The sequence below is a fragment of the Halorubrum depositum genome (assembly GCF_007671725.1).
Taxonomy (GTDB): domain Archaea; phylum Halobacteriota; class Halobacteria; order Halobacteriales; family Haloferacaceae; genus Halorubrum; species Halorubrum depositum.
In genome coordinates, this window is record NZ_VCNM01000001.1 from 389,274 (window position 1) to 408,493 (window position 19,220).

The 19,220-nt window shown below is 69.7% G+C and carries 25 protein-coding genes and 1 tRNA gene; 14 read left to right on the plus strand and 12 right to left on the minus strand.

The window, feature by feature from the left end:
* Positions 1-91: 91 nt before the first annotated feature.
* From FGM06_RS02050 to FGM06_RS02070, 5 genes are all read left to right on the plus strand, one after another.
* Positions 92-1,087, plus strand: coding sequence for a DUF7351 domain-containing protein (locus tag FGM06_RS02050; RefSeq protein WP_144797033.1), 996 nt, complete (start codon positions 92-94; stop codon positions 1,085-1,087).
* Between the two features lie 177 nt (positions 1,088-1,264).
* Positions 1,265-1,858 carry a cupin domain-containing protein gene (locus tag FGM06_RS02055; protein ID WP_206668646.1) on the plus strand — a complete coding sequence of 198 codons (594 nt, stop codon included), beginning with the start codon at positions 1,265-1,267 and terminating at the stop codon, positions 1,856-1,858.
* Between the two features lie 164 nt (positions 1,859-2,022).
* On the plus strand, positions 2,023-2,712 hold the full coding sequence (locus FGM06_RS16405) for a plastocyanin/azurin family copper-binding protein (protein ID WP_144797036.1): 690 nt from the start codon (positions 2,023-2,025) through the stop codon (positions 2,710-2,712).
* A 222-nt stretch (positions 2,713-2,934) separates the two neighbouring features.
* A complete protein-coding gene (locus tag FGM06_RS02065; RefSeq protein WP_144797039.1) occupies positions 2,935-3,201 on the plus strand; it encodes an AbrB/MazE/SpoVT family DNA-binding domain-containing protein in 267 nt (88 codons plus the stop codon).
* Between the two features lie 3 nt (positions 3,202-3,204).
* Positions 3,205-3,558 (plus strand): type II toxin-antitoxin system PemK/MazF family toxin, encoded by a 354-nt coding sequence (locus tag FGM06_RS02070; RefSeq protein ID WP_144797043.1) that lies wholly within the window; start codon positions 3,205-3,207, stop codon positions 3,556-3,558.
* Here the strand turns inward: FGM06_RS02070 and FGM06_RS02075 are convergent.
* The 5 genes from FGM06_RS02075 to FGM06_RS02095 form a co-directional block, all read right to left on the minus strand.
* Positions 3,555-3,848 carry a chorismate mutase gene (locus FGM06_RS02075; protein WP_008848259.1) on the minus strand — a complete coding sequence of 98 codons (294 nt, stop codon included), beginning with the start codon at positions 3,846-3,848 and terminating at the stop codon, positions 3,555-3,557. The genes FGM06_RS02070 and FGM06_RS02075 overlap by 4 nt on opposite strands.
* 14 nt (positions 3,849-3,862) lie before the next feature.
* Positions 3,863-4,768 (minus strand): shikimate kinase, encoded by a 906-nt coding sequence (locus tag FGM06_RS02080; RefSeq protein ID WP_144797046.1) that lies wholly within the window; start codon positions 4,766-4,768, stop codon positions 3,863-3,865.
* Between the two features lie 107 nt (positions 4,769-4,875).
* Positions 4,876-5,520 carry a hypothetical protein gene (locus tag FGM06_RS02085; protein WP_186310945.1) on the minus strand — a complete coding sequence of 215 codons (645 nt, stop codon included), beginning with the start codon at positions 5,518-5,520 and terminating at the stop codon, positions 4,876-4,878.
* 53 nt (positions 5,521-5,573) lie between these two features.
* The gene (locus tag FGM06_RS02090; protein ID WP_144797052.1) at positions 5,574-6,035 is read right to left on the minus strand and encodes a hypothetical protein; all 462 of its coding nucleotides are present in this window, start codon (positions 6,033-6,035) and stop codon (positions 5,574-5,576) included.
* A complete protein-coding gene (locus tag FGM06_RS02095; RefSeq protein WP_144797055.1) occupies positions 6,035-7,390 on the minus strand; it encodes a hypothetical protein in 1,356 nt (451 codons plus the stop codon). The genes FGM06_RS02090 and FGM06_RS02095 overlap by 1 nt, the downstream gene beginning before the upstream one ends.
* Before the next feature lie 158 nt (positions 7,391-7,548).
* Between FGM06_RS02095 and FGM06_RS02100 the strand changes: the two genes are divergently transcribed.
* From FGM06_RS02100 to FGM06_RS02120, 5 genes are all read left to right on the plus strand, one after another.
* A complete protein-coding gene (locus tag FGM06_RS02100; protein WP_144797058.1) occupies positions 7,549-8,007 on the plus strand; it encodes a DUF5796 family protein in 459 nt (152 codons plus the stop codon).
* A complete protein-coding gene (locus FGM06_RS02105; protein WP_144797061.1) occupies positions 8,004-8,243 on the plus strand; it encodes a DUF7508 domain-containing protein in 240 nt (79 codons plus the stop codon). The genes FGM06_RS02100 and FGM06_RS02105 overlap by 4 nt, the downstream gene beginning before the upstream one ends.
* 97 nt (positions 8,244-8,340) lie before the next feature.
* Positions 8,341-8,691: a ferredoxin gene (locus FGM06_RS02110; protein ID WP_144797064.1), complete on the plus strand. Its 351-nt coding sequence runs from the start codon at positions 8,341-8,343 to the stop codon at positions 8,689-8,691.
* A gap of 83 nt (positions 8,692-8,774) precedes the next feature.
* A tRNA-Leu gene (locus FGM06_RS02115) sits at positions 8,775-8,859 on the plus strand.
* A 463-nt stretch (positions 8,860-9,322) separates the two neighbouring features.
* Positions 9,323-9,637, plus strand: coding sequence for a HalOD1 output domain-containing protein (locus FGM06_RS02120; protein ID WP_144797067.1), 315 nt, complete (start codon positions 9,323-9,325; stop codon positions 9,635-9,637).
* A gap of 143 nt (positions 9,638-9,780) precedes the next feature.
* Here the strand turns inward: FGM06_RS02120 and FGM06_RS02125 are convergent, their stop codons facing one another.
* Positions 9,781-10,233 (minus strand): MoaD/ThiS family protein, encoded by a 453-nt coding sequence (locus tag FGM06_RS02125; RefSeq protein WP_186310946.1) that lies wholly within the window; start codon positions 10,231-10,233, stop codon positions 9,781-9,783.
* A 158-nt stretch (positions 10,234-10,391) separates the two neighbouring features.
* Here FGM06_RS02125 and FGM06_RS02130 point away from each other — a divergent pair, with 158 nt between their 5' ends.
* Positions 10,392-12,683 (plus strand): nitric-oxide reductase large subunit, encoded by a 2,292-nt coding sequence (locus tag FGM06_RS02130; RefSeq protein ID WP_144797074.1) that lies wholly within the window; start codon positions 10,392-10,394, stop codon positions 12,681-12,683.
* 46 nt (positions 12,684-12,729) lie between these two features.
* On the opposite strand, the gene FGM06_RS02135 is transcribed toward FGM06_RS02130, so the two are convergent.
* Positions 12,730-13,179, minus strand: a complete 450-nt coding sequence (locus tag FGM06_RS02135) for a DUF7124 domain-containing protein (RefSeq protein ID WP_144797077.1) — start codon at positions 13,177-13,179, stop codon at positions 12,730-12,732.
* A gap of 82 nt (positions 13,180-13,261) precedes the next feature.
* On the opposite strand from FGM06_RS02135, the gene FGM06_RS02140 reads away from it, so the two are divergent.
* Positions 13,262-14,089, plus strand: a complete 828-nt coding sequence (locus FGM06_RS02140) for a BtpA/SgcQ family protein (RefSeq protein WP_144797079.1) — start codon at positions 13,262-13,264, stop codon at positions 14,087-14,089.
* Positions 14,090-14,107: 18 nt separating this feature from the next.
* Here FGM06_RS02140 and FGM06_RS02145 read toward each other — a convergent pair whose 3' ends face one another.
* The 5 genes from FGM06_RS02145 to FGM06_RS02165 are packed head-to-tail and all read right to left on the minus strand — an operon-like array spanning position 14,108 to position 16,899.
* On the minus strand, positions 14,108-15,127 hold the full coding sequence (locus FGM06_RS02145) for a carbohydrate kinase family protein (RefSeq protein ID WP_144797082.1): 1,020 nt from the start codon (positions 15,125-15,127) through the stop codon (positions 14,108-14,110).
* A 30-nt stretch (positions 15,128-15,157) separates the two neighbouring features.
* Positions 15,158-15,676 (minus strand): nucleoside deaminase, encoded by a 519-nt coding sequence (locus tag FGM06_RS02150; protein WP_144797085.1) that lies wholly within the window; start codon positions 15,674-15,676, stop codon positions 15,158-15,160.
* 24 nt (positions 15,677-15,700) lie between these two features.
* Complete coding sequence (locus FGM06_RS02155) at positions 15,701-16,003, minus strand: hypothetical protein (RefSeq protein ID WP_144797087.1); 303 nt, start codon at positions 16,001-16,003, stop codon at positions 15,701-15,703.
* Between the two features lie 6 nt (positions 16,004-16,009).
* Positions 16,010-16,717 carry a hypothetical protein gene (locus tag FGM06_RS02160; protein WP_144797090.1) on the minus strand — a complete coding sequence of 236 codons (708 nt, stop codon included), beginning with the start codon at positions 16,715-16,717 and terminating at the stop codon, positions 16,010-16,012.
* Between the two features lie 2 nt (positions 16,718-16,719).
* Complete coding sequence (locus FGM06_RS02165) at positions 16,720-16,899, minus strand: zf-TFIIB domain-containing protein (RefSeq protein WP_144797093.1); 180 nt, start codon at positions 16,897-16,899, stop codon at positions 16,720-16,722.
* Between the two features lie 115 nt (positions 16,900-17,014).
* Between FGM06_RS02165 and FGM06_RS02170 the strand changes: the two genes are divergently transcribed.
* Positions 17,015-17,959: a DUF7139 domain-containing protein gene (locus FGM06_RS02170; protein ID WP_144797097.1), complete on the plus strand. Its 945-nt coding sequence runs from the start codon at positions 17,015-17,017 to the stop codon at positions 17,957-17,959.
* Between the two features lie 387 nt (positions 17,960-18,346).
* Positions 18,347-19,213 carry a CehA/McbA family metallohydrolase gene (locus FGM06_RS02175; protein ID WP_144797101.1) on the plus strand — a complete coding sequence of 289 codons (867 nt, stop codon included), beginning with the start codon at positions 18,347-18,349 and terminating at the stop codon, positions 19,211-19,213.
* Positions 19,214-19,220: the final 7 nt, after the last annotated feature.

The following is a 19,220-nucleotide window of genomic DNA, read 5'->3' on the forward strand; positions in this document are numbered from 1 at the left end:
CAGAGACGCTGTCGGGTGTCGCTCCAGCTTTCTCAGCCGCCCGCTGACGGTCTGGAAGTACACTTAATGAGTGTAAATGTGTATTGCTAACATGGATCGGAATAGATTCACTCCCGATCTCGAACTTGACCGGCTTTCCCCGGACGAAGCCTTCGCCACTTTGGGGAACGAAATACGGCTAGATATCATCCGGGTGCTCTGGCGGGCAGGTGCCACCTACGAATACGACGACGGCTCTGACGCCGTCGAGACGGTGCCGTACTCTGAGTTGCAAACCGAGATCGATATCGACGATAACGGGAAGTTCAACTACCACCTCGCGAAACTCTCTCCCCATTTCGTCCGATGGACCGACGACGGATACCGGTTGAGCAGTGCGGGTAAGCAGATCGCCAGAACGGTGATCGCCGTTTCCGGGTCGGAGTCCCTCGAGTTCTCCGAGGAACTCGATGAAAGTTGCCCGTTATGCGGGGCAGCCGTTGCGATCACCTACGAGGATCAATGGCTCCGAGTCAGGTGTACTGAGTGTTACGGACTGTTCGGCGATCAGGCACCGGCTGGGACGCTTTTCCTCACGAGCTATCCAGCGGCAGGTCTGACGACCCGTGACTCTGAGCAAGCACTCGCAACCGGACTCTATCGGTGTGCTCTGGACATAACCTATTTGATGTACGGCATCTGCCGTGAGTGTGCAGGGCAGATCTCCTCGTCGATGACGGTCTGTGACGTGCACGAAATGAAGGATGGTCAGTCCTGCCCCACTTGTGGAACACCGTTCCCGGTTTGGGCGGACATGCAGTGTGGTACCTGTGGGTTCGCCAAGCGGTTACCGGTCGAGATGTTCGCGACCGGTCTCGTCTTGGCGACCGAACTGACCGGCAATCCCGAGCTGGACATCGACTCACCGACGGTCCGAGAGGCCATTCAACTGCTTCAGCACAGCGTTGAGACCGACGTTTCAACGGAGCCTCTCCGCGTATCACTTCGTATTGAGGTCGAGACGACGGCGTTCACTCTCACGTTGGACGACGAGATGAATATCGTCGAGTTCGGCCGAGAACCGCGGACTGACAGCGTCGTTTCGTGATCCAGATACGTCTCGTCCTCTCGGAGAAATATTATTCTCCTAACAAATAAGCCCGACCCCGACGATCGCATTAGTCGCTCGTCTCGGGTCGGAATCCAGCGACCGGCGTCCGTCACGCGGGGTTCCCGGGGCGATATCGAGCGGCGAAACGGACGCTACCGGAGGTGACGACCGACCATGACAAGGAAATCGACGTCGACCAGTGAGGGTGTTGGCGGAGAGGACTCGATTAAGACGGCAGAGCGCGGCAGACAGGATCGCATCCTCGATTGGGGGGGTTTCCCAGGCCGCTGGGAGATCACGCGTTCGACGGCGGACACGGACGGCGAACTGTTGGAAATGCGATTCGAGATCGAAACCGTCCCCGAGGAGGGCCCGTTCGTCCACACGCATCCACACGCCGAGGAGCGCTACGAAGTGCTTTCAGGTGTGCTGGAGGTGTACGTAGACGGCGAATGGACGGAGGTAACGGCCGGTGAGGAACACACCGTCCCTCCGGGCACGGCCCATACGTTCAGGAACGCAACTCCCGTCGAGATCATAAACGTCCACGAGCCCGCGCTACGGCACGAGGCGTTCTTCCGGCGGTTCCATCGGCTCGTCACGGAGCGGGGAGTGTCGTTACCGCCGGAGGGATTCAGCGACGTCCTGCTGTTGGCGATGCTGACGACGGAACACGAGGAGGACATCTACGCGGTGAGCCCACCGCATTGGGTGTTCAAGGTCCTGACCGTCCTCGGACGTGCGTTGGGGTACCGCCTACCTGACTAACCGAAACCGCAGATGCCACCGGTGACATCCAGCAGTGCGATTCGAGACACGCAATGACACGATCATCAGACCATCGAACGGAGAGGCCAGACGCGTCGGACGGTCGACGGATATGCCGACGCAGAACCGTCCTCAGAGCGACCGGACTCGGCGCGACACTCCCGATGTTCGGAGGGACCGTCGTGGCGCGAGGGAGTCCCTCTGAACCGCGGGGCGACCGAGGTGAGACCGGAGATCCCAGCCCGCCGACTATCCACTCCCACTTCGGCTATTCGGGGACGAGTGACGACGAGATTCCGAACCGGTTGGAACCGGACGAGACCGTCGAACTCCACGTCGACGAGGACAAGATCGACGATTCGAAGCTTCCGGCCCTGACGGTCGAGTTCGGCGCGTTCCACTTCGCTCCCGCGGGGCTCCACGTGGAACCCGGGTCGATCGTCGAATTCGATTTCCACACGCCGGAGCACACGGCGACGGCGTACCACCCGGGTCAAGAGCGCCAGCGACGCGTCCCCGACGGCGTTCCGGCGTTCTCATCGACTGTCAACGAGCACCACGGGTTCTGGTTGTATCGCTTCGAGGAAGAAGGCGTATACGACCTGTTCTGTGCCCCGCACGAATGGGGCGGGATGGGCATGCGAATCGTCGTCGGGGACGATCCCGGAGATGTCGTGCGGGGTCCCGGCCGTCCACCGCTTCCGATGACCGCCGCGCTCCTCGGGACGGGACTAGACGGAGATATCGGTCATCCGGAGATGGAACCGCAGAACATCGTCGACAACGGGCCAATCTCCGGTCACGACCTGGATATCGGTCTCGAGGTAACGATAACGGCCCCGAGTTCACCCTGATATCCAGTCCGTTTTGGCTCCCGTTTTCTGTGAACGAGTGGAACCGAGTGAGAGGGGCGGTCCCACTCGGACCGACCGCCGATGATTGACTCCAGATCGAGGATATCGTCCTCCCAGAGCGGGACGTGAAACCCGCACAACTCGTCGAGACAGAGGGCTCCGATGTGCGTCGGCTCTTCTCCGAGCGAAAAGAATATATATATGAATATGATATGAATACGCATGAGCCAGAGCGAGGAACGTAAGGTCGGTGAACGGGGGCAAGTCACCCTCCCGAAAGAACTGAGAGAGAAACTGGGTATCCACGGCGGGGACGAGGTACTGGTTCACGAAGAGGACGGGAAGATCACCATCGAAAAACCGCTGTCTCGTGAGGAACTCGCTGAGGGGTACCGACGACGCGCAGCAGAATCCGAAGATCTCGCGGAGGAGATGGACGGTGTGTCTCGCGAGGCCGACGAGTACCTCGGTGATGTTCCCGAGTGGTAATCGATGGACGTTCGCCGCGGAGACATCGTCATCGTCGAGCTTGACCCGACAGAGGGGTCAGAGCAACGGGGAACACGACCGTGTCTAGTCGTGCAAAACGACGTTGGGAACGAGAACGCGCCGACGACAATCGTCGTCCCGTTCACGACCTCGCGAGGAGACGAACTGTACCCGTTCGAGGTACTCGTCTCGGCTGCCGAGTCTCCGCTCCGAGAGGACTCGGTCGCTCTCTGTAGTCAGATTCGCACGGTGTCCATCGAGCATCGTATTAATACCAGTCTCGGCTCCGTGCCGGCGTCCCGTATGGAGGAAGTGGACGAGGCACTCGAATACAGCCTCGGTCTGAGAGAACTCTAACGGCTCTCCCGCTGTTCCACTTTGTTCAGTTCGATCAGCAGCCGGAAGATCGCCTTCACGAGGTTGGCGTCGACGTCGAAGCGCTCGGCGTTCGCTCCGGCGCGCTCCATCACCCGTTCCTCCTGCCCCTCGTCCGTCGTCGGGAGGTCGCGCTCCTCCTTCACGGCCGCCACGGTGTCCGCGACGTACGTCCGGCGGGCGATCAGTTCGACGATCTCTCGGTCGATGTCCTCGATCTCGTGTCGCAGTTCGTCGAGGCTTCGGTCCTCCGCGTTCGGTGTGTCACTCATTGTAAATCGTGTGGTCACTCGACGGCCGCGCCGTCGTTTCTGGTTGTCGTTCGTCGCAGCGCTCCGGGGCGCTCGCCCCACGCGTCGGCGACCGCGTCGAGGCCGGTCTCGGGGTCGGCCGGGTCCGCGACGGCGACGACGCTCGGTCCGGTGCCCGACAGCGACACCCCGGTCGCGTGGGGCATGGCCTCGACCGCGGGGTCGGCGTCGAACCCGAGCGCGGCCGAGAACGCGAGCCCGTTGACGGTCATCGCCTCGGCGTACCGGCCGTCCAGCGCGAGGTCGGCCACGAGGTCCGCCATCGGCGCGACCGCCTCGCAGCGGGCCACGTCCGCGTCCGCGCTGTAGGCGCGCTCCGGCGGGGTCCACACGAGGACGTCCCAGTCGACGGCCTCGCGCGACCGGAGCTCGTCGGCGTCGTTGTCGGTGACGGTCACGCCGCCGAGCATCGAGGCGGTCGCGTCGTCGAACGCGCCGGTGACCGTCACGCCCGCCTCGCGGGCCGCGCGCACGCCGAGCCGGCAGGCCTCCAGCCGGGTCACGTCCGGGGTCGCGTCGTCCCCACCGCCATCGCCTCCGTCCCCCACCGTCAGCCCGAGCGCGTCGCAGGTCGCGAGCACGGTCGCGTTCGCGGCCGCGCTGGAGCTCTTGAGCCCGGCCGCGAGGGGGACGTCGCTGTCGGTCCGGACGGTGCCGCCCTCGCCGTCGCCCCACCGGTCGGTCGCGAGCGCGACGCAGCGCTCGATCAGGGCGGTGTCCGCGTCGGGGTCCTCGGCGATGGTCCCGTCGACGCCCTCGGCGTCCGGGTCGAGCGCGACGCTGGCCCGGGTCTCGACGTCGAGGCCGAAGGCCGCGCCGGTCCCCGTCGCGAGCGCGTTCAACACGGTGCCGGCGCCGAGCGCCGCGGCCCGTCCCTCCATGCACTCACGGCTCGCGAGCGCGGACAAAGAGGTAGCGATCACGGCGAGACTCTCGGCGCCGCGACCGCGGGGCCTCCCGAGCGCTCGCGAGACCGAGGACGGCCGGCTCAGACCGGATCGGCGGTCCGAACCGCGGCGTCGACCGCGTACCAGTCCACGTCGGCCGGGACGTTCGTCTCCCGGCTCCGGAACGAGATCGAGACGTCGAACCGCCGGGTGCCGTCGTCGAACCGGTCCTCTGACGTGAAGCGTCGGGTGACGTAGGCGCGGCCGACCGAGTCGCGATCGGGCGAGTTCGGGCGCGTCGCGTACGCGTCGGCGCGGAACTCGACCGTCCCGTAGGTGAACCGCCCCCTGTTCTCGACGGTGAGCCGGGCGTCGACCGTCGTCTCGTACCCCTCGTCGGTCACGTCGAGCACCTCGGCGCTCGTGACGACGAGGCCGGAGCCGTCCGGCCCGACCTCGTCGGGAACGGGCTCGTCGGCGGTCTGATCGGTACTGTCCCGGTCGGCTTCGGACTGCTCGGTGTCGGACTGACCGCCGTCGGTCTGGGCGGCGGTCGAGCCGTCACCGTCGTTTGTCGCCGAGCCGTCGTCGTCGGACTGGCCGTCGTCTTCGGGCGTCGAGCCGTCGTCTTCCGCGCCCGTTCCCGCATCCCCGTCGGCGCTCCCGTCCGACTCCACGAGACAGCCGGCGAGCAGGCCGGGGACGCCGGCGGCGAGCAGCCGCCGCCGGGAGAGCGGGCGCCTCACGGGCTCCCCCTCTCCGCCGTCCCGTTTAAATGTGGACATCGATCCCGCATCGGTCACCCCGTCACCGACCCGAGCGCGCCGGCCGCGGCGCCGACGACGGCCGAGACGACCGCGGTCGTGAGCGTCGGTCCGAGCGCGTCCGCGATCCCGTGCGCCTGCGTCGCGGCCTCGCCCTGCGAGGCGACGACGAGGACGACGACGACGAGCCCGTATATCAGCGCGCCGGCCCCGCCGCCGACCCCCGAGGTCGCGGCCGCCTCTTGGACGTCGTACGCGCGGGACCCGAACAGCACGCCGAGGACGCCCGCGAGGAGCGGCGCGGCGACCAGCGCCGCGGCGGTGACTGCGAGGTACGACTGCGCGACGAACACCGGGCCGAATCGCGCGGTCTCGCCGGTCGCGGCGGTCGCGAGCGCGGTCTCGGCCCAGCCCGTCCCGACCGCGGCGACGAGGCCGACGCCGACGCCGACCACCGCGAACACCGCGGCCGTGAGGCCGACTCCGTTCGCGTTCATCAGACTACCACCCACCCGTCGGCCAGTCTGCCCTGCCATCCGGCGCGCTCCTCCCACGCGTCGCCGGAGAACCCGACGGCGAGGAGGAACTCGCCGGCCCGCGCGACGTAGCCGTACTGGACGCCGGCGTGCTCGTCGAAGCCGTAGCGCTCCCCCTTCGCCTCGTCGTGATAGAGCCGATGCCAGCGGGCGGGGTCGTCGTCTACCGAATCTCCACCGTCGCCGGCGGACGAGTCTCCTCCGTCGCCGTCGGCGGATCGGTTCCCGGAGAAATCCGAACCGGCGACGGTCGACTCGGGGTCGATCGGTGCCCGCCCCTCCGTCGACGCGTCGTCGAGGACCGCTTCGAGCCGTTCGCTCGCGGTCTCCGTGTCCGGGTAGCGCTGGACGTACAGGGGCGTCCCGTCGAGCTCGTAGGCCCACCCCTCGAACGTCTCGCTCGGCCGGTTTCCGGCCGGCGGGCGGGTGGCGAACGCGACGAACAGCTCCTCGGTCCGGTCTTCGGGACGGGGGACCGGTCCCAGTCGGGCGCGGAGCTCCTCGCGGCGGTCCGACCCGTAGGCGCCGCCGTATATCCGCGGTATCCGCGATCGGTCGTACCGGTCGTCGTCGTACGGCTCGTGGGCGAACGCCGCGAATCCGCGGCTCGCTAGCGCGAGCTCGACGAACGCGGTTCCCCGGATCTCCCGCCGTCGCTCGTCGCTCTCGGGGAGCGGATACAGCAGCCGGTCGAGCAGGCGGTTGTGGATCGGGTCGCGGGAGAACGCCTCCGCGACGTAGGTCGCGGTGCCGATGCTCGCGAACCCCCGGCGCATGCGGTCGAGTTCCTCCAGAAAGCGGTCCACGTCGTTCCGAGGAGCGATCGTCCGGAGCTCCTCGACGTGGCGCCGCGCCCGCCCGCGGATCCGGGCCTCCGGGCGGAAGTGCGGCTCCAGGGCCTCGGCGGCGCGCTCGGCGGCGGCGCGCGCGGCCGCGTCCAAGCGGTCGGCCATCGCGAGGGTCACCGCGTCGTTCGCGTCGGCCTCCGCACGGACGGAGTCCACCGCGTCGACGACGTTGGCGATCGCGTCGCGGTAGGTCGCGACCGCGTCGGGGTACTCGGTCGCGAACCAGACCGCGTCGTCGACGACGTTCCGGGTCGCGACAGCGAGCGCCTCGTTCTCGACGGGAGCGGGGTCCTCGACCTGCTCTCCGTCGCCGCCGTCCGTCTCCCCGTCGCCGCCGTCGCCCGCGTCCGGAGGGCTCTCGTCCGGGGCCGCGTCGGGGTACTCGACGCCCCGCACGCCGAGGCACCCCGCTATCCCGGCGGCGAGCCCGGTTCCGGCGCCCAGCAGCCCCCGTCGCGTCCGTTGCATGGAATACCTTCCCGGCGGCGGGGACTTAAATGTGGGACGCCGATTCTCGGGACTGAGGGCGCCCGTAGTCGATCGCCCCGCGACAGTCGATCGGTCGGTCGACGCGAGCGCCGCCGCCGAGCGCGCCCCTTTTGAGGCGGGCGACCCGAGCGTCGCGTATGTCAGCGCCTTCACGCAGCGACGTCCCGCCGACGTCGATCGGGATCGACCTCCGCGAGGAGGGGGTCGTCGTCGAGTACCTCGACGGCCGGACGACGCTCTACCGCGGCGCCCCGGACGCGGTCGAGGGATCGGTGACCGCCGGCCCCGGCAAGGAGACGCACGTCCTCGTCACCGACCCGACGGAGACCGAGGGCGTGATGACGTACGTCAACGACTACAACACCGACGACGAAATTCTGGAGGAGTCCGGCGTCGGCCGCGTCCTCGTCGAGGAGGGCGAGCGCGACGAGGTGTTCCCCGGCGTGATCGTCGCCCGCACGAACCAGCGCAACGAGGTGATCGCGGACCCCGAGATCGCCGGCGGCCGCGTGTTCGTCTTCGTCGAGGACGGCTGGACCGAGGGGAGCTTCGAGATCGTCGAGGGCCCCGAGGACGGGCTCGACGCGCACCGGTGAGCCTCGCGAAGCCCTGGCGCGACCTCGACCGCTCGACCGTCGGGAGCGCGCCGAGCCGCTACGCGCTGTACGAGCTCGGCGACGCCGACGGCGACACGGTCGGGTTCGGCGCGGGCGTGCTCCGCGACGAGCTGAAGGAGGCGCTCGCGTACGGGGACGCGGAGCGGGTGCGGTGGGAACTCGCCGACTCGGCCGAGCACGCGGAGCGCCTGCTCGCCGAGCACGTCGAGGACTGACGGCCCGCCCGTCGCGGGGGCGACCTCCGGACTCGGGCGTCCCGAGCGAGCGGGAACGACCGACAGACGAAAGTCCCGCGGCCGCCGACGAGTAGCCATGAGCGACGAGGCGGACGAGGGCGACGAGGTGTTGCGCGCCAGCGACATCGGCGGGGAGGGACCGCCGATCGAGGAGAAGCCGTACAAGATCGTCTTCGAGGCCAACAAGTGCTTCGGGGCGGGGAAGTGCGCCGAGGTCGCCGACAACTGGGTGATGGACGTCCAGAGCGGGATGGCGAAGCCGCGGTCGTACTACATCGGCGAGGACGAACTGGAGGAGAACGTGCGGGCGGCAGAGGTGTGTCCCGCTAAGAAGGAACGGGGCGTAATCCACGTCGTCGACCGACGCACGGACGAGGAGATCGCGCCCGACCCGCACGGCGACGGCACGCTCTCCGTCGACTGGTAGCGGGTCGACGTCGGCCGACCGTCCTCCCGGCGACGCCGCCCATCCGAAAGGCGTTTCACCCCGCCGCCGGAACCGGAATCCGGGCGGGGGTGGCTGAGCCTGGCCAAAAGCGGCGGACTTAAGATCCGCTCCTGTAGAGGTTCGAGGGTTCGAATCCCTTCCCCCGCATGCTGTCGCGAGCATCCCGCGAGCGACAGCACTGGGCCGAGAAGGGATTCGAAGCGGGGAACGAAGCGAGCGCAGCGAGCGGAGTGACCGTGGTTCGAATCCCTTCCCCCGCATGCCGTCGGGAGCACCCCGCGAGCGACGGCACTGGGCCGAGAAGGGATTCGAATCAGGGAGGTCGCGCGCAGCGAAGCGAGCACGTCCGACTGTGGTTCGAATCTCTTCCCCCGCACTCCTGCGGCGAGCACGCGGGGCGACTCGCGGAGAGCGGACGCCCGCGGACCGTGCCCCGTCGAAACTCCAACGGGCGATCTACGCCGATCCGTCGGCGGTCATAGCTGGGCGACGACGTCCCTGACAAAATATGTCAGACACTCGTCCAAATATATTCGGTGCAAAGACTTTGTTACCTCACGGTCGATCCAAGTTGTCGAGAGTATAACACGCATCTTGTCACACAACCGTTATGAATATCAAAACGAGTAGGGACGGAGACGTCCCCGTATACAAAGTCGATCTGGACGAGGCCACCGACCGATCGACGAGCAATGTAGTGGTCAGCAGTATCGCAGACTTGACTGGCCGAGACCCGAACGACCTCGATCCGTTGTGGGACAGCGTGGATCCGGAAGCGTTGGACTCGTTCGTGGACCACGCGAGCGAATACTCGACTCCGTATCAGCTCTCTTTCCAGTACCAGGAGCACACGGTCGACATCGTCGAGAACCGATGGCTTCGGATCACCCCAACCGAAGAAGCGACTTCGTCCGCGAGCGATTAGCTCCCGACGGTACGGCTCGTCCGGATTTCTCGACCGAGAGCGACTCTCCGTAGACCGGTCTCTCCGCGCTCGTCGCGGCGGGTTCGCGGCCGGAACCGCGTCGGAGGAAGATGCGTACGACGGAGCCGCGTGGGAGGACCGACCTAACAGCAGAACATGAACGGGTACACCAAGGCGACGCGGTCGCCCTCCTCCAGCTTCGTGTCGAAGCCGTTCTCGTTCTCGTTGAAGTGGCCGTTCACGAGGATCCGGGCGTACGCGATGGTCTGCTCGCCGAGCGGGTTCTTCGTCCACGTGCCGGGGAGCTCCTCGGGCGTCGGCGCCCACCCGCTGTGGGTCGCGTCCGCCTCGGTCTCGGCGATGAGCATGTCCTGCAGCTCCGGGTACTCCGCGAACAGCTCGTCGAGGAACTCGCGGAGCGTGTCGCCAGCGAACGTGTACTCGAACTCGTACTCGCCCAGCTCCGTGCGGACGTGGCCGGTACAGCGGACGGTGACGGTCGTCTCCGCCTCGGTCTCGGGCTCCGCCGCGGCGTCGCCCGCGTCGTCCGTCGCCTCCTCGCCGGCGGCCTCCGCCGCCTGCTGACTCGATGACATACCCCTCCGTAGGGCGTTCCCGGGCGTAAGCGCCGCCACGAACATGTTCGCGTACCGGTTTCGGCTCGGCGACCTCGGCGGGCGTCCCGGCTCGCGGGAACGGCGGCCGAACATGTTGCCGCTAAACTGATAGGGCGAGCGGGGGCAATCCCCCGCCGATGGAGCTCACACGGAAGACTATCGCGAAGGTCATCGTCGCGGCGTTCCTGCCCAACCTGGTCGTGATGGGCGCCGGGGCGTGGTTCGCGTATCAGGAGGCGCCGCCCATTCCCGAGGAGGTGGTCGGCCCCGACGGCGACGCGGTCGCGACCGGCGAGTCGATCCGGGACGGGAAGGCGGCGTTCCAGCAGTACGGACTGATGAACCACGGGTCGATCCTCGGCAACGGCGCGTACTACGGCGAGGACTACACCGCCGACACGCTCGACCTGAAGGCCGCGCACATGCGCGAGTACTACGCGCGGGAGGAGTACGGGACCGGCTACGACTCGCTCGACGCCTCTGAGCGGGCGGGGATCGACCAGACGGTCCGCGACGACCTCGACAGCGCGCACGACGGCGGGGCGATCGAGTACTCCGCCGCGGAGGTGTACGCCCACGAGCGGGTGCGCGAGACGTACGTCGAGCGGTACCACGAGGGCGACCACGACCGGGGCGTCCCCGTCGGGATGATCGAGTCTCGCGAGGGGGCCGAGGAGTTCGCCGACTTCGCGCTGTGGACGGCGTGGTTCTCCCACACCGACCGGCCCGGATCCGACAACTCCTACACGAACGAGTGGCCATACTCGCCGCCCGCCGGCAACGACGCCACCGGCGCCGCGATGGTGTGGAGCGTGATCGCGATGGTGCTGCTCGTCGGCGCGGCCGGCGCCGCCATCCTGCTGTACAAGTCGGTGAAGCTCCCGGAGCCGTCGGCCGAGGGCATCTCGGTGCCGGAGCCGGGCGACGTGAGCGTCTTCCCGAGCCAGCGCGCGGCGCTCAGGTTCGTCCCCGTCGCCGCCGGATTGTTCCTCGCGCAGGTGTTGCTGGGCGGGTTGCTGGCGCATTTCTACATCGAACGCGCGGGCTTCTTCGGGATCGAGGAGCTGTTCGGCGTCCACATCCTCCAGCTGCTCCCCTTCGCCATCGCGAAGACGTGGCACATCGACCTCGGCATCCTCTGGATCGCGTCGACGTGGCTCGGCGCCGGGCTGTTCCTCCCGCCGCTCCTGACCGGCCACGAGCCGCGGAATCAGGCCCGGTACGTCAACGTCCTGCTGGGCGCGCTCGTGGTCGTGGTCGGCGGCGGGATGGCCGGCATCTGGCTCGGCGCCAACGGCTACCTCCCCGGCGAGCTCTGGTGGCTCCTCGGCAACGAGGGGTTGGAGTACCTCGAGGTCGGAAAGGTGTGGCAGGGCGGCCTGCTCGTGGGGTTCGTCCTCTGGGCCGTGCTCGCGGTCCGGGGACTCAAACCCCTGCTCGACCGCGAGCCGATATACGGGCTCGCGCACATGATCCTCTACGCGGGCGGCTCGATCACCCTGCTGTTCGTCGCCGGCTTCCTGTTCACGCCGTCGACGAACATCGCCGTCACGGAGTTCTGGCGGTGGTGGGTCGTCCACATGTGGGTCGAGGGCGCCTTCGAGTTCTTCATCGTCGCGATCATCGGGCTCACCTTGGTGTCGATGAACCTCCTCACCCGTCGCAGCGCCGAGAAGGCGGTGATGCTGCAGGCGCTGCTGGTGATGGGGACCGGCGTCATCGGCGTCTCCCACCACTACTGGTGGGTCGGGATGCCCGACTACTGGGTGCCGATCGGGAGCGTCTTCTCGACGCTGGAGCTGCTCCCGCTGATCTTCATCCTCTACGAGGCCATCGGTCAGTACCGGGCGATGACGGGCTCCGGCGGGTTCCCCTACACGCTCCCGTTCATGTTCATCGTCGCCAGCGGGGTGTGGAACTTCGTCGGCGCCGGGGTGCTCGGCTTCTTCATCAACCTCCCGCTCGTCAACTACTACGAGCACGGCACCTACCTCACCGTCGGTCACGCCCACGCGGCGATGTTCGGCGCCTTCGGGTTCCTCGCGCTCGGGATGGTCGCGTACATGCTCCAGCTGTCGATCGACCCCGACCGCTGGGACGGCTCGTGGCTCCGCGCCTCGTTCTGGCTCTGGAACGTCGGGCTCGCGCTGATGGTGTTCGTCTCAGTGCTCCCGGTCGGATTCCTCCAGCTCGACGTCGCGTTCACGGAGAGCTACGCCGCGGCTCGCAGCCTCGCGTTCTACGAGCGACCGCTCGTCCAGGCGCTGTTCTGGGCGCGGCTCCCGGGCGACACGCTGCTCATCCTCGGCACCGTCGTCTACGCCGCCGACGTGGTTCGGAAGCGCTTCGTGCTCCGGCGCTCCGAGGACGACCCGACCGTCGACGACATGGCCGTCGCGGAGGGGATCGTCGGCGGCGACGACGACTGAGCGGGCGACCGCTCACCGCAGTCGGTCGCTCACCGCAGTCGGTCGCTCACCGAAGCCGGTCGTTCACCGCGCGCCGGATGCGGTCAATGAAGCCGGAGTCATCGACGGACCGGGGCTCGATGAGCTCCCAGTCGGCCCGCTCGGCCGCCTCGCGGATCGGGCGGTACTCGAAGCCGACGTGCGTCGCGACGCGGCGGTCGGACGGGGAGGTCCCCACGAAGACGTGTCGGGGCGTGTCGGCCTCGTCGTAGACGTCGCCGAGCGTCCCCCACTTGTCCCAGTTGCGGAGCGCGTAGTCGTTCTCGACGCCGTGTTCGCGGACGAACCGCTCGACTGCGTCGGCGTCGTTGGCGACGATCCCGACGTACCGGCTCCACCGGCGGGCCTCCGCGAACGCCGCCGCGGGGTCGGCGAGCCGCCGCGCCGCGCCGAGCGAGAGGACGAGCGTCAGCTCGCCGCTCCGGGTCGCGGGGTCGTCGTCGACGTCGAGGCTCATGGACGCTCGTTTGCGGTTCGACCGCGACCGACTAAACCGTGTGGGGAGGCTTATGAGGGGCGCGGGCGTCGCTGGCGGTGACATGGAGTTCGAGGCCACCTTCGGCACGGACGCGCCGGTGATCGGCATGGTACACCTCCCGCCCCTCCCGGGCGCGCCGAAGGCGCCGGCGGACGGCGCCCGCGCGATGCGGGACGCGCTCGACCGCGCCGCGGCCGACGCCCGCGCCCTCGACCGCGGCGGCGTCGACGGGGTCATGATCGAGAACTTCGGCGACGCCCCCTTCTACCCCGACGACGCGCCGAAACACGTCGTCGCGGCGGTCACGCGCGCCGCGACCGCGGTCGCCGCCGAGACCGACCTCCCGATCGGGGTCAACGTCCTGCGGAACGACGCCGAGGCCGCGCTCTCCGTCGCGGCCGCGGTCGGCGCCGACTACGTCCGGGTGAACGTCCACACCGGCGCCCGCGTCACGGACCAGGGGATCGTGCAGGGGAAGGCCCACGAGACGCTCCGGCTCCGGGAGGCGCTCGGCGTCGACGTCGGGATATTCGCCGACACCGACGTGAAGCATTCCGCGCCGCTGTCGGCGGAGGGACACACCGCGGAGTCGTTCGCCGACACCGCCGAGCGCGGCCTCGCCGACGCCGTCGTCGCCTCCGGACGGGGGACCGGCGAGGAGACCGACCCGGAGGCGCTGGCGGCGGTCGTCGCCGAGCGCGACGCGCACGGGCTCGACACGCCGGTCCTCGTCGGGAGCGGAGCCACCGCCGAGACGGTCGCCGACGCCCTCTCGGTCGCCGACGGCGTCATCGTCGGCACGGCGCTCAAGGAGGGCGGCGAGACGACCGCTCCGGTCGACTCGGAGCGGGTCGCCGAACTCGTCTCGCGGGCGGACGAGGCGCGGTGAGTTCGAACCGGACTCGGGTCACGCCCGCGCCGCGAGGAACCGCTCGACCGCCTCGCGGGTCGGAAGCCCGCCCTGTGCGAACCGCTCGGTGCAGTTGATCGCGGCGACCGCGGCCGCGAAGCGGACGCCGTCAGCGAGCGCGACGGACCCCGCGGCCGCGGCACCGCCGCCGTCTCCCGCGACCCACCGATCGATCAGCCCGGCGACGAACGCGTCGCCGGCGCCCGTCGCGTCCACGACGTCGACGTCGAAGGCGTCGAACCGGCGAACGCCGCCGTCGGCGATCACCGTCATCCCGTCGCCGCCGTGCGTGAGGACGGCGCGGGGCCAGGCCGCCTCGGCGGTGTCATCGCGGGAATCGTCGACCGGCCCGGTCCGCGCCCGCTGCGCGGCCGCGATCCGCTCGACTGCGGCTGCCTCGCCCCCGAAGTAGGCCGCGGCTGCGACGTCGCCGGCGACGAACAGGTCGGCGGCGTACAGGAGTCGGTGAACGGTCTCCGGTTCGGTGCCGCGGCCGACGAGCTCCTCGACCGGACCAGAGAGGTCGAAGACGAGCGCGGGCGGGTCGGGGGTCGCCTCGACGAGTTCGAGAACGCCCCGCGAGACCGCGTCGGGCGTGTAGCCGGTGAGGAAGGCGACGTCGGCGGCGGCGATCGCCTCGCGGTCGGCGGCCGCGAGGCGGAGTTCGCGGAAGCTCTCGCCCGTCGTGACGATCGCGCGCTCACCGTCGGGCGCGCTGAGGACGAGGGAGCGGGTCGACGGGTCGTCGCCGACCGCCACGCGCGAGGCGTCCACGCCGGTCTCGGCGAGGTACTCGCGGGCGCGGCGGCCGTACTCGTCGTCGCCGACGCGGCTGACGAGGCCGACGTCGCGGCCGAGGCGGTCGAGCGCGACGGCGACGTTCGCGCCGACGCCGCCGAACGCGGACGTCACCTCGCTCGCGTACGCGCCGCCGTCCGGCTCGGGGAGGTTGCTGACGGCGTACCACTCGTCTATCGCCGCGGCGCCGACCGCGACGATCGAGGGGGTCTCGCTCATCGGGACGGCGGAGTTCGGCCGGCCGGCACGCTACGGCTCCCCCGTCCCGTCGCCCCCGTAGAACGACTCGTGGAGCGCCATCGCGGCCTCGGTCGCGACCGGCCCCTCGACCGTCGTCTCCCCGTCTGCCCGGCGGATAACTTCCTCGCAGGGGATCGCGACGACGTCGCCGGCGAGCTCGTCGAGCGTCGCGCCCGAGACGCCGAAGACGACCCGGCCGAGTCCGGCGTAGTGGATCCCGGTCGCGCACATCGGACAGGGCTCCGTGCTGGCGTACATGGTACAGCGCGCCCGCTCGTCGGCGTCGAGCTCGCGGCCGGCCCGCCGCGCGAGCGCCAGCTCCGGGTGGGCCGCGATGTCGTCCCCGCTCCGGATCTCGTTGCGTGCCTCGGCGACGACCTCGCCGTCGACGACGAGGAGCGCCCCGAACGGGGTGTTCCCGCGCTCCACCGCCTCCTCGGCGAGCTCGATCGCGCGGCCGACGAACGCGCGGTCGCTCGCCTCGACGCGGCCGTCCCCGCTCTCGCCTCTCTCAGTCGGCTCCGTCATACGGGCGTGTTCGACCGCGGGCACCTAATCCTTCCTGCGATCCGGTGGGTCGTCCCCGCTCTCGTCGGTCGGGGCGCTTTCGTCGGTCGAATCGCCGTCTTCGGTCGGCCCGTCCGCATCCCGCGACCGCCGCACGTCGCGGAGCGCGTCGACGGCGTCGTCGGTCGCCGCGGTCCGGGTCTCGTTCGCGGCGTCCGGGTCGAGGCCCGCGGGCTCCCCGTCAGCGTCGCTCTCGTCGTCGGAGGCGTCCTCGGCCGGCGGTTCACCGGCCTCGTCGCCGCCGAGATCCCCGGCGATCCACGCGCGCAGTCGCGACAGGAGCCCCATCGGTCGTCAGTAGTTCCGGAACAGCAGCGCGCGCACGTCGTCTTTGGTGCGCGCCGTCTCGACGTCGCCGTCGGGCAGTTCGACCTCGTACCGCGCGTCGCCGTCCGCCTCGCGCCACTTGTCGTCGTGGGTGTCGAGGAGGCTCATCATCGCGTCGAGCTGGCTGGCGCCGGCGTCGTCGCCCGCGTCCTCGACCGCCGCCCCGTCGTCCGCCGACTCCGGCGCCTCGCTCTCGTCGGCGGGGGACGGTTCGCCCCCGTCGCCGCCGAGGTCGACGTCGACCCACGAGAACGGGTCCGCCGACAGCGACTCGGCCGCGTCGAGGACCGCGTCGACCAGCTCGGCCTTCGTCATGTCGCTGCGGCCGGCCACGTCGAACGCGGCCGCGACCTCGTACAGGTCCATCTCCTCGGCGGCGTCCGGGTCGCCGCGCCGGCGCGGGCGCGATTCGAGCCGCTCGCGGGCGCGGTCGCGGTCGAACGGACGGTCGCCGTTTGAGGTCGTGTCCGCCGCGTCGCCGGGCGCGTCCCCTCCGAGCGCGGCCGGGTCGGCCTCGCGCTGGGGGTCGTCGACGGCGTCGGCCAGATCGAGGAGGTACGCGAGCGTGTCCTCCGCGTCGACGGAGGCGTACGGGCCGGCGTGGGTCGCCGTCAGTTCCTCGCGGAGCGACTCGATGCGGTCGCGGTGGTCGTCGGTTATCTCGATGGTCGGCATTGTCAGTCGTGGTCCTCCTGGAAGCGAGCGAACGCGTCCTCCCAGCTCTCGACGAGCCGCGGCTCGCCCGAGTGGTCGGCCTCGACGCCGGCGTAGCCGCAGTCGTCGCAGGCGATCGCCGTCGCCCCGCCGAGCGCGAACGTGGACAGCGTCGTTCCGCAGCGGGGGCAGTCGAGTGGCACGGGCTATCGCCTGAAGGGTGGACCCGTGCCCTCAAAAGCGCACGGGGTAACGCGGTCGCGGCGACCGCCGACGCCGCGGGGCAACAATCATTAGAGTCGGCGGCGACGCTCCCGTATGAGCGAGTCGAACGCGGAGAACCGCCTGCTGGAGTACTACCGGCGCTACGTCGGCGACCCCGACCGAACGATCGACGTGTACGCGGGGTTCGGACTCTTCTTCGCCGGGATCGGACTCGGGCTGGTCGGCGTCGCGATCTTCCTCTACAGCGCGACGCTCCCGCCCGAGGCGCTGTCGACGTACGGGGTGAAGGAGGTCGCCGCCGTCGCCGCCGCGGTCGGGCTGCCGGCCCTCCTGCTCGGCGTCGTCGTCCTCCTGCCGGTCGACCGGCGCATGCTGTACCTCGCCGGCGTCGGCACCGCGATCACGCTCGTCGCGATCGGGCTGTTCGCGTGGGCGTACCCGTACAACTGGAACGTGCCAGACTCGGCCGACTACAGCGCGCAGGTGGTCGCGGTGTACACCCTCGGGCTCGTCGCCGTCATCGCCGCGACCGGCGGCGCCCTGGTCGCCCACCGCGTCGAGCGCGCGACGGGCGTCGCCGCGGGCGGCGCGGCCGGGGGCGGCGCGGCGGCGGGCGCCGCGGGCGGTTCGAGAGCCGAGGGGGCCGCCGGTGCGGGCGGCGACGGCGAGGCGGTCACGGACGCCGAGGTCCGGGCCGACATCGAGCGCGAACTGGAGGACGCGGAGCTGACGTGGGGTGGCGTCGAGCGGAGCGAGACGCGCCGGCTGGAGCTGGACACGAGCGCGGTCGACGACGTCGACGTCGACCGCGAGAAGCTCGCCGGCTCGGCCACGGAGACCCGGACGACCTCCGGGACGGTCAACGACGCGGTCTCGGAGCTGAAGGGGCTCCAGGGCGGCGAGAAGAAGACCGCGAGCGGCTCGGGGACCGACGACCAGGCCGCGAAGCTCCGCGAGCTCCGGGAGCGACAGCGGCAGGAGGCCGAGGCGGACGACGAGGGGTCGGTCGTCGAGCGGATCAAGGGGCTGTTCGGCTGAACGCGTCGTCTATCGTTGCCGTCGGCGACACCGCGAACACCTCCGGTCCCAGCCGCTCGCCTGTACGCGATCGATAATTCTGCAACGAACACCTCCAAAGCCCCAGCCTCGAGGACTCGCGCGGCTCGTTGTCGTTCGAAAGACGCTTCGCGCCTCTGGCAGCCGGCGGCACCGCCGCCGGCGACTGCCCCTTTGAGTTCCACCCCGCACAGCAACCGCAGCCTCACGCCTCCCCAGCCTCGCGGCTCCCTTCGGTCGCCGCGTCCCTCGCGCGTGCGACTCGCGCCCGGTGGGCGCTCGTCGGCACGCGCCACCGCACATCCATTTTATAAATAAGCGTCAGACGCCTCTCGCGCATTTAAGTATCTCCCGTCGCCTACTTCGGGTGTGTCCAGCGTCACGGTCAGCATCGATCCCCACGTCCACTCGGACGAGAGCTACGACGGCCACGAGCCGATCGAGCTCATCCTCGAACACGCCGCGGAGATCGGACTCGACGCGGTCGTGATCACCGACCACGACGTGATCGGGGAGTCGAAGCGGGCGGCCGAACTGGCCCCGGAGTACGGGCTGATCGGGATCCCCGGCGTCGAGGTGTCGACCGCGCACGGCCACCTTCTGGCGGTCGGCGTCGAGCGGATGCCGCCGCGTCGACGCCCCTACGACGAGACGATCGCGTGGATCCACGAGCGCGGCGGGGTCGCGATCGTCCCGCACCCGTTCCAGCGCTCGCGCCACGGCGTCCGTCAGCGGAACATCCCGGTTCCCGAGACGGACGACGAGGGGGCCCTCGTCGCCGACGGCGACCCTGTCGACGAGGTCGACGCCGTCGAGGTGTTCAACGCGTGGCTGTTCACCGGCTACCGGAACCGGCGCGCGCGGCGCTTCGCGGCGACGTACGACTATCCCGGCGTGGCCGCCAGCGACGCGCACCACCTGGAGTACGTCGGGCGCGCCTTCACCGAGGTGCGGATCGAGGGCCGCGAGTCGGCCGCCGACGTCACCGCGACCGACGTCCTCGACGCGATCCGGGACGGGACGACCACGGTCGACGGCCGCCGGGCCCCGATCCGGATGGCCGCGAAGCACTACGTCGGCGCCGCGGGGCGCAAGTCCGGCTACTACGCCCGGACCGGTGCGGTCCGAAGCGCGACCGCGGCGCGGCGAGGGGTCGCGGAGACGCTCTCGACCGCCCGCGTCGCGGCGATTCAGGGGACTCACCGCGCGGCGCGAGTCCTCTCGTGGATCACCTGAGGCGCAC

Bases quoted from the DNA above. Each gene is read 5' to 3' on its own strand.
- FGM06_RS02090 (WP_144797052.1), bottom strand. From the start codon at position 6,035: ATGAACGCGAACGGAGTCGGCCTCACGGCCGCGGTGTTCGCGGTGGTC.
- FGM06_RS02065 (WP_144797039.1), top strand. From the start codon at position 2,935: ATGAGCCAGAGCGAGGAACGTAAGGTCGGTGAACGGGGGCAAGTCACC.
- FGM06_RS02075 (WP_008848259.1), bottom strand. From the start codon at position 3,848: ATGAGTGACACACCGAACGCGGAGGACCGAAGCCTCGACGAACTGCGA.
- FGM06_RS02100 (WP_144797058.1), top strand. From the start codon at position 7,549: ATGTCAGCGCCTTCACGCAGCGACGTCCCGCCGACGTCGATCGGGATC.
- FGM06_RS02050 (WP_144797033.1), top strand. From the start codon at position 92: ATGGATCGGAATAGATTCACTCCCGATCTCGAACTTGACCGGCTTTCC.
- FGM06_RS02145 (WP_144797082.1), bottom strand. From the start codon at position 15,127: ATGAGCGAGACCCCCTCGATCGTCGCGGTCGGCGCCGCGGCGATAGAC.
- FGM06_RS02170 (WP_144797097.1), top strand. From the start codon at position 17,015: ATGAGCGAGTCGAACGCGGAGAACCGCCTGCTGGAGTACTACCGGCGC.
- FGM06_RS02155 (WP_144797087.1), bottom strand. From the start codon at position 16,003: ATGGGGCTCCTGTCGCGACTGCGCGCGTGGATCGCCGGGGATCTCGGC.
- FGM06_RS02130 (WP_144797074.1), top strand. From the start codon at position 10,392: ATGGAGCTCACACGGAAGACTATCGCGAAGGTCATCGTCGCGGCGTTC.
- FGM06_RS02055 (WP_206668646.1), top strand. From the start codon at position 1,265: ATGACAAGGAAATCGACGTCGACCAGTGAGGGTGTTGGCGGAGAGGAC.
- FGM06_RS02160 (WP_144797090.1), bottom strand. From the start codon at position 16,717: ATGCCGACCATCGAGATAACCGACGACCACCGCGACCGCATCGAGTCG.
- FGM06_RS02125 (WP_186310946.1), bottom strand. From the start codon at position 10,233: ATGTCATCGAGTCAGCAGGCGGCGGAGGCCGCCGGCGAGGAGGCGACG.
- FGM06_RS02140 (WP_144797079.1), top strand. From the start codon at position 13,262: ATGGAGTTCGAGGCCACCTTCGGCACGGACGCGCCGGTGATCGGCATG.
- FGM06_RS02150 (WP_144797085.1), bottom strand. From the start codon at position 15,676: ATGACGGAGCCGACTGAGAGAGGCGAGAGCGGGGACGGCCGCGTCGAG.
- FGM06_RS16405 (WP_144797036.1), top strand. From the start codon at position 2,023: ATGTTCGGAGGGACCGTCGTGGCGCGAGGGAGTCCCTCTGAACCGCGG.
- FGM06_RS02070 (WP_144797043.1), top strand. From the start codon at position 3,205: ATGGACGTTCGCCGCGGAGACATCGTCATCGTCGAGCTTGACCCGACA.
- FGM06_RS02080 (WP_144797046.1), bottom strand. From the start codon at position 4,768: ATGGAGGGACGGGCCGCGGCGCTCGGCGCCGGCACCGTGTTGAACGCG.
- FGM06_RS02120 (WP_144797067.1), top strand. From the start codon at position 9,323: ATGAATATCAAAACGAGTAGGGACGGAGACGTCCCCGTATACAAAGTC.
- FGM06_RS02135 (WP_144797077.1), bottom strand. From the start codon at position 13,179: ATGAGCCTCGACGTCGACGACGACCCCGCGACCCGGAGCGGCGAGCTG.
- FGM06_RS02110 (WP_144797064.1), top strand. From the start codon at position 8,341: ATGAGCGACGAGGCGGACGAGGGCGACGAGGTGTTGCGCGCCAGCGAC.
- FGM06_RS02095 (WP_144797055.1), bottom strand. From the start codon at position 7,390: ATGCAACGGACGCGACGGGGGCTGCTGGGCGCCGGAACCGGGCTCGCC.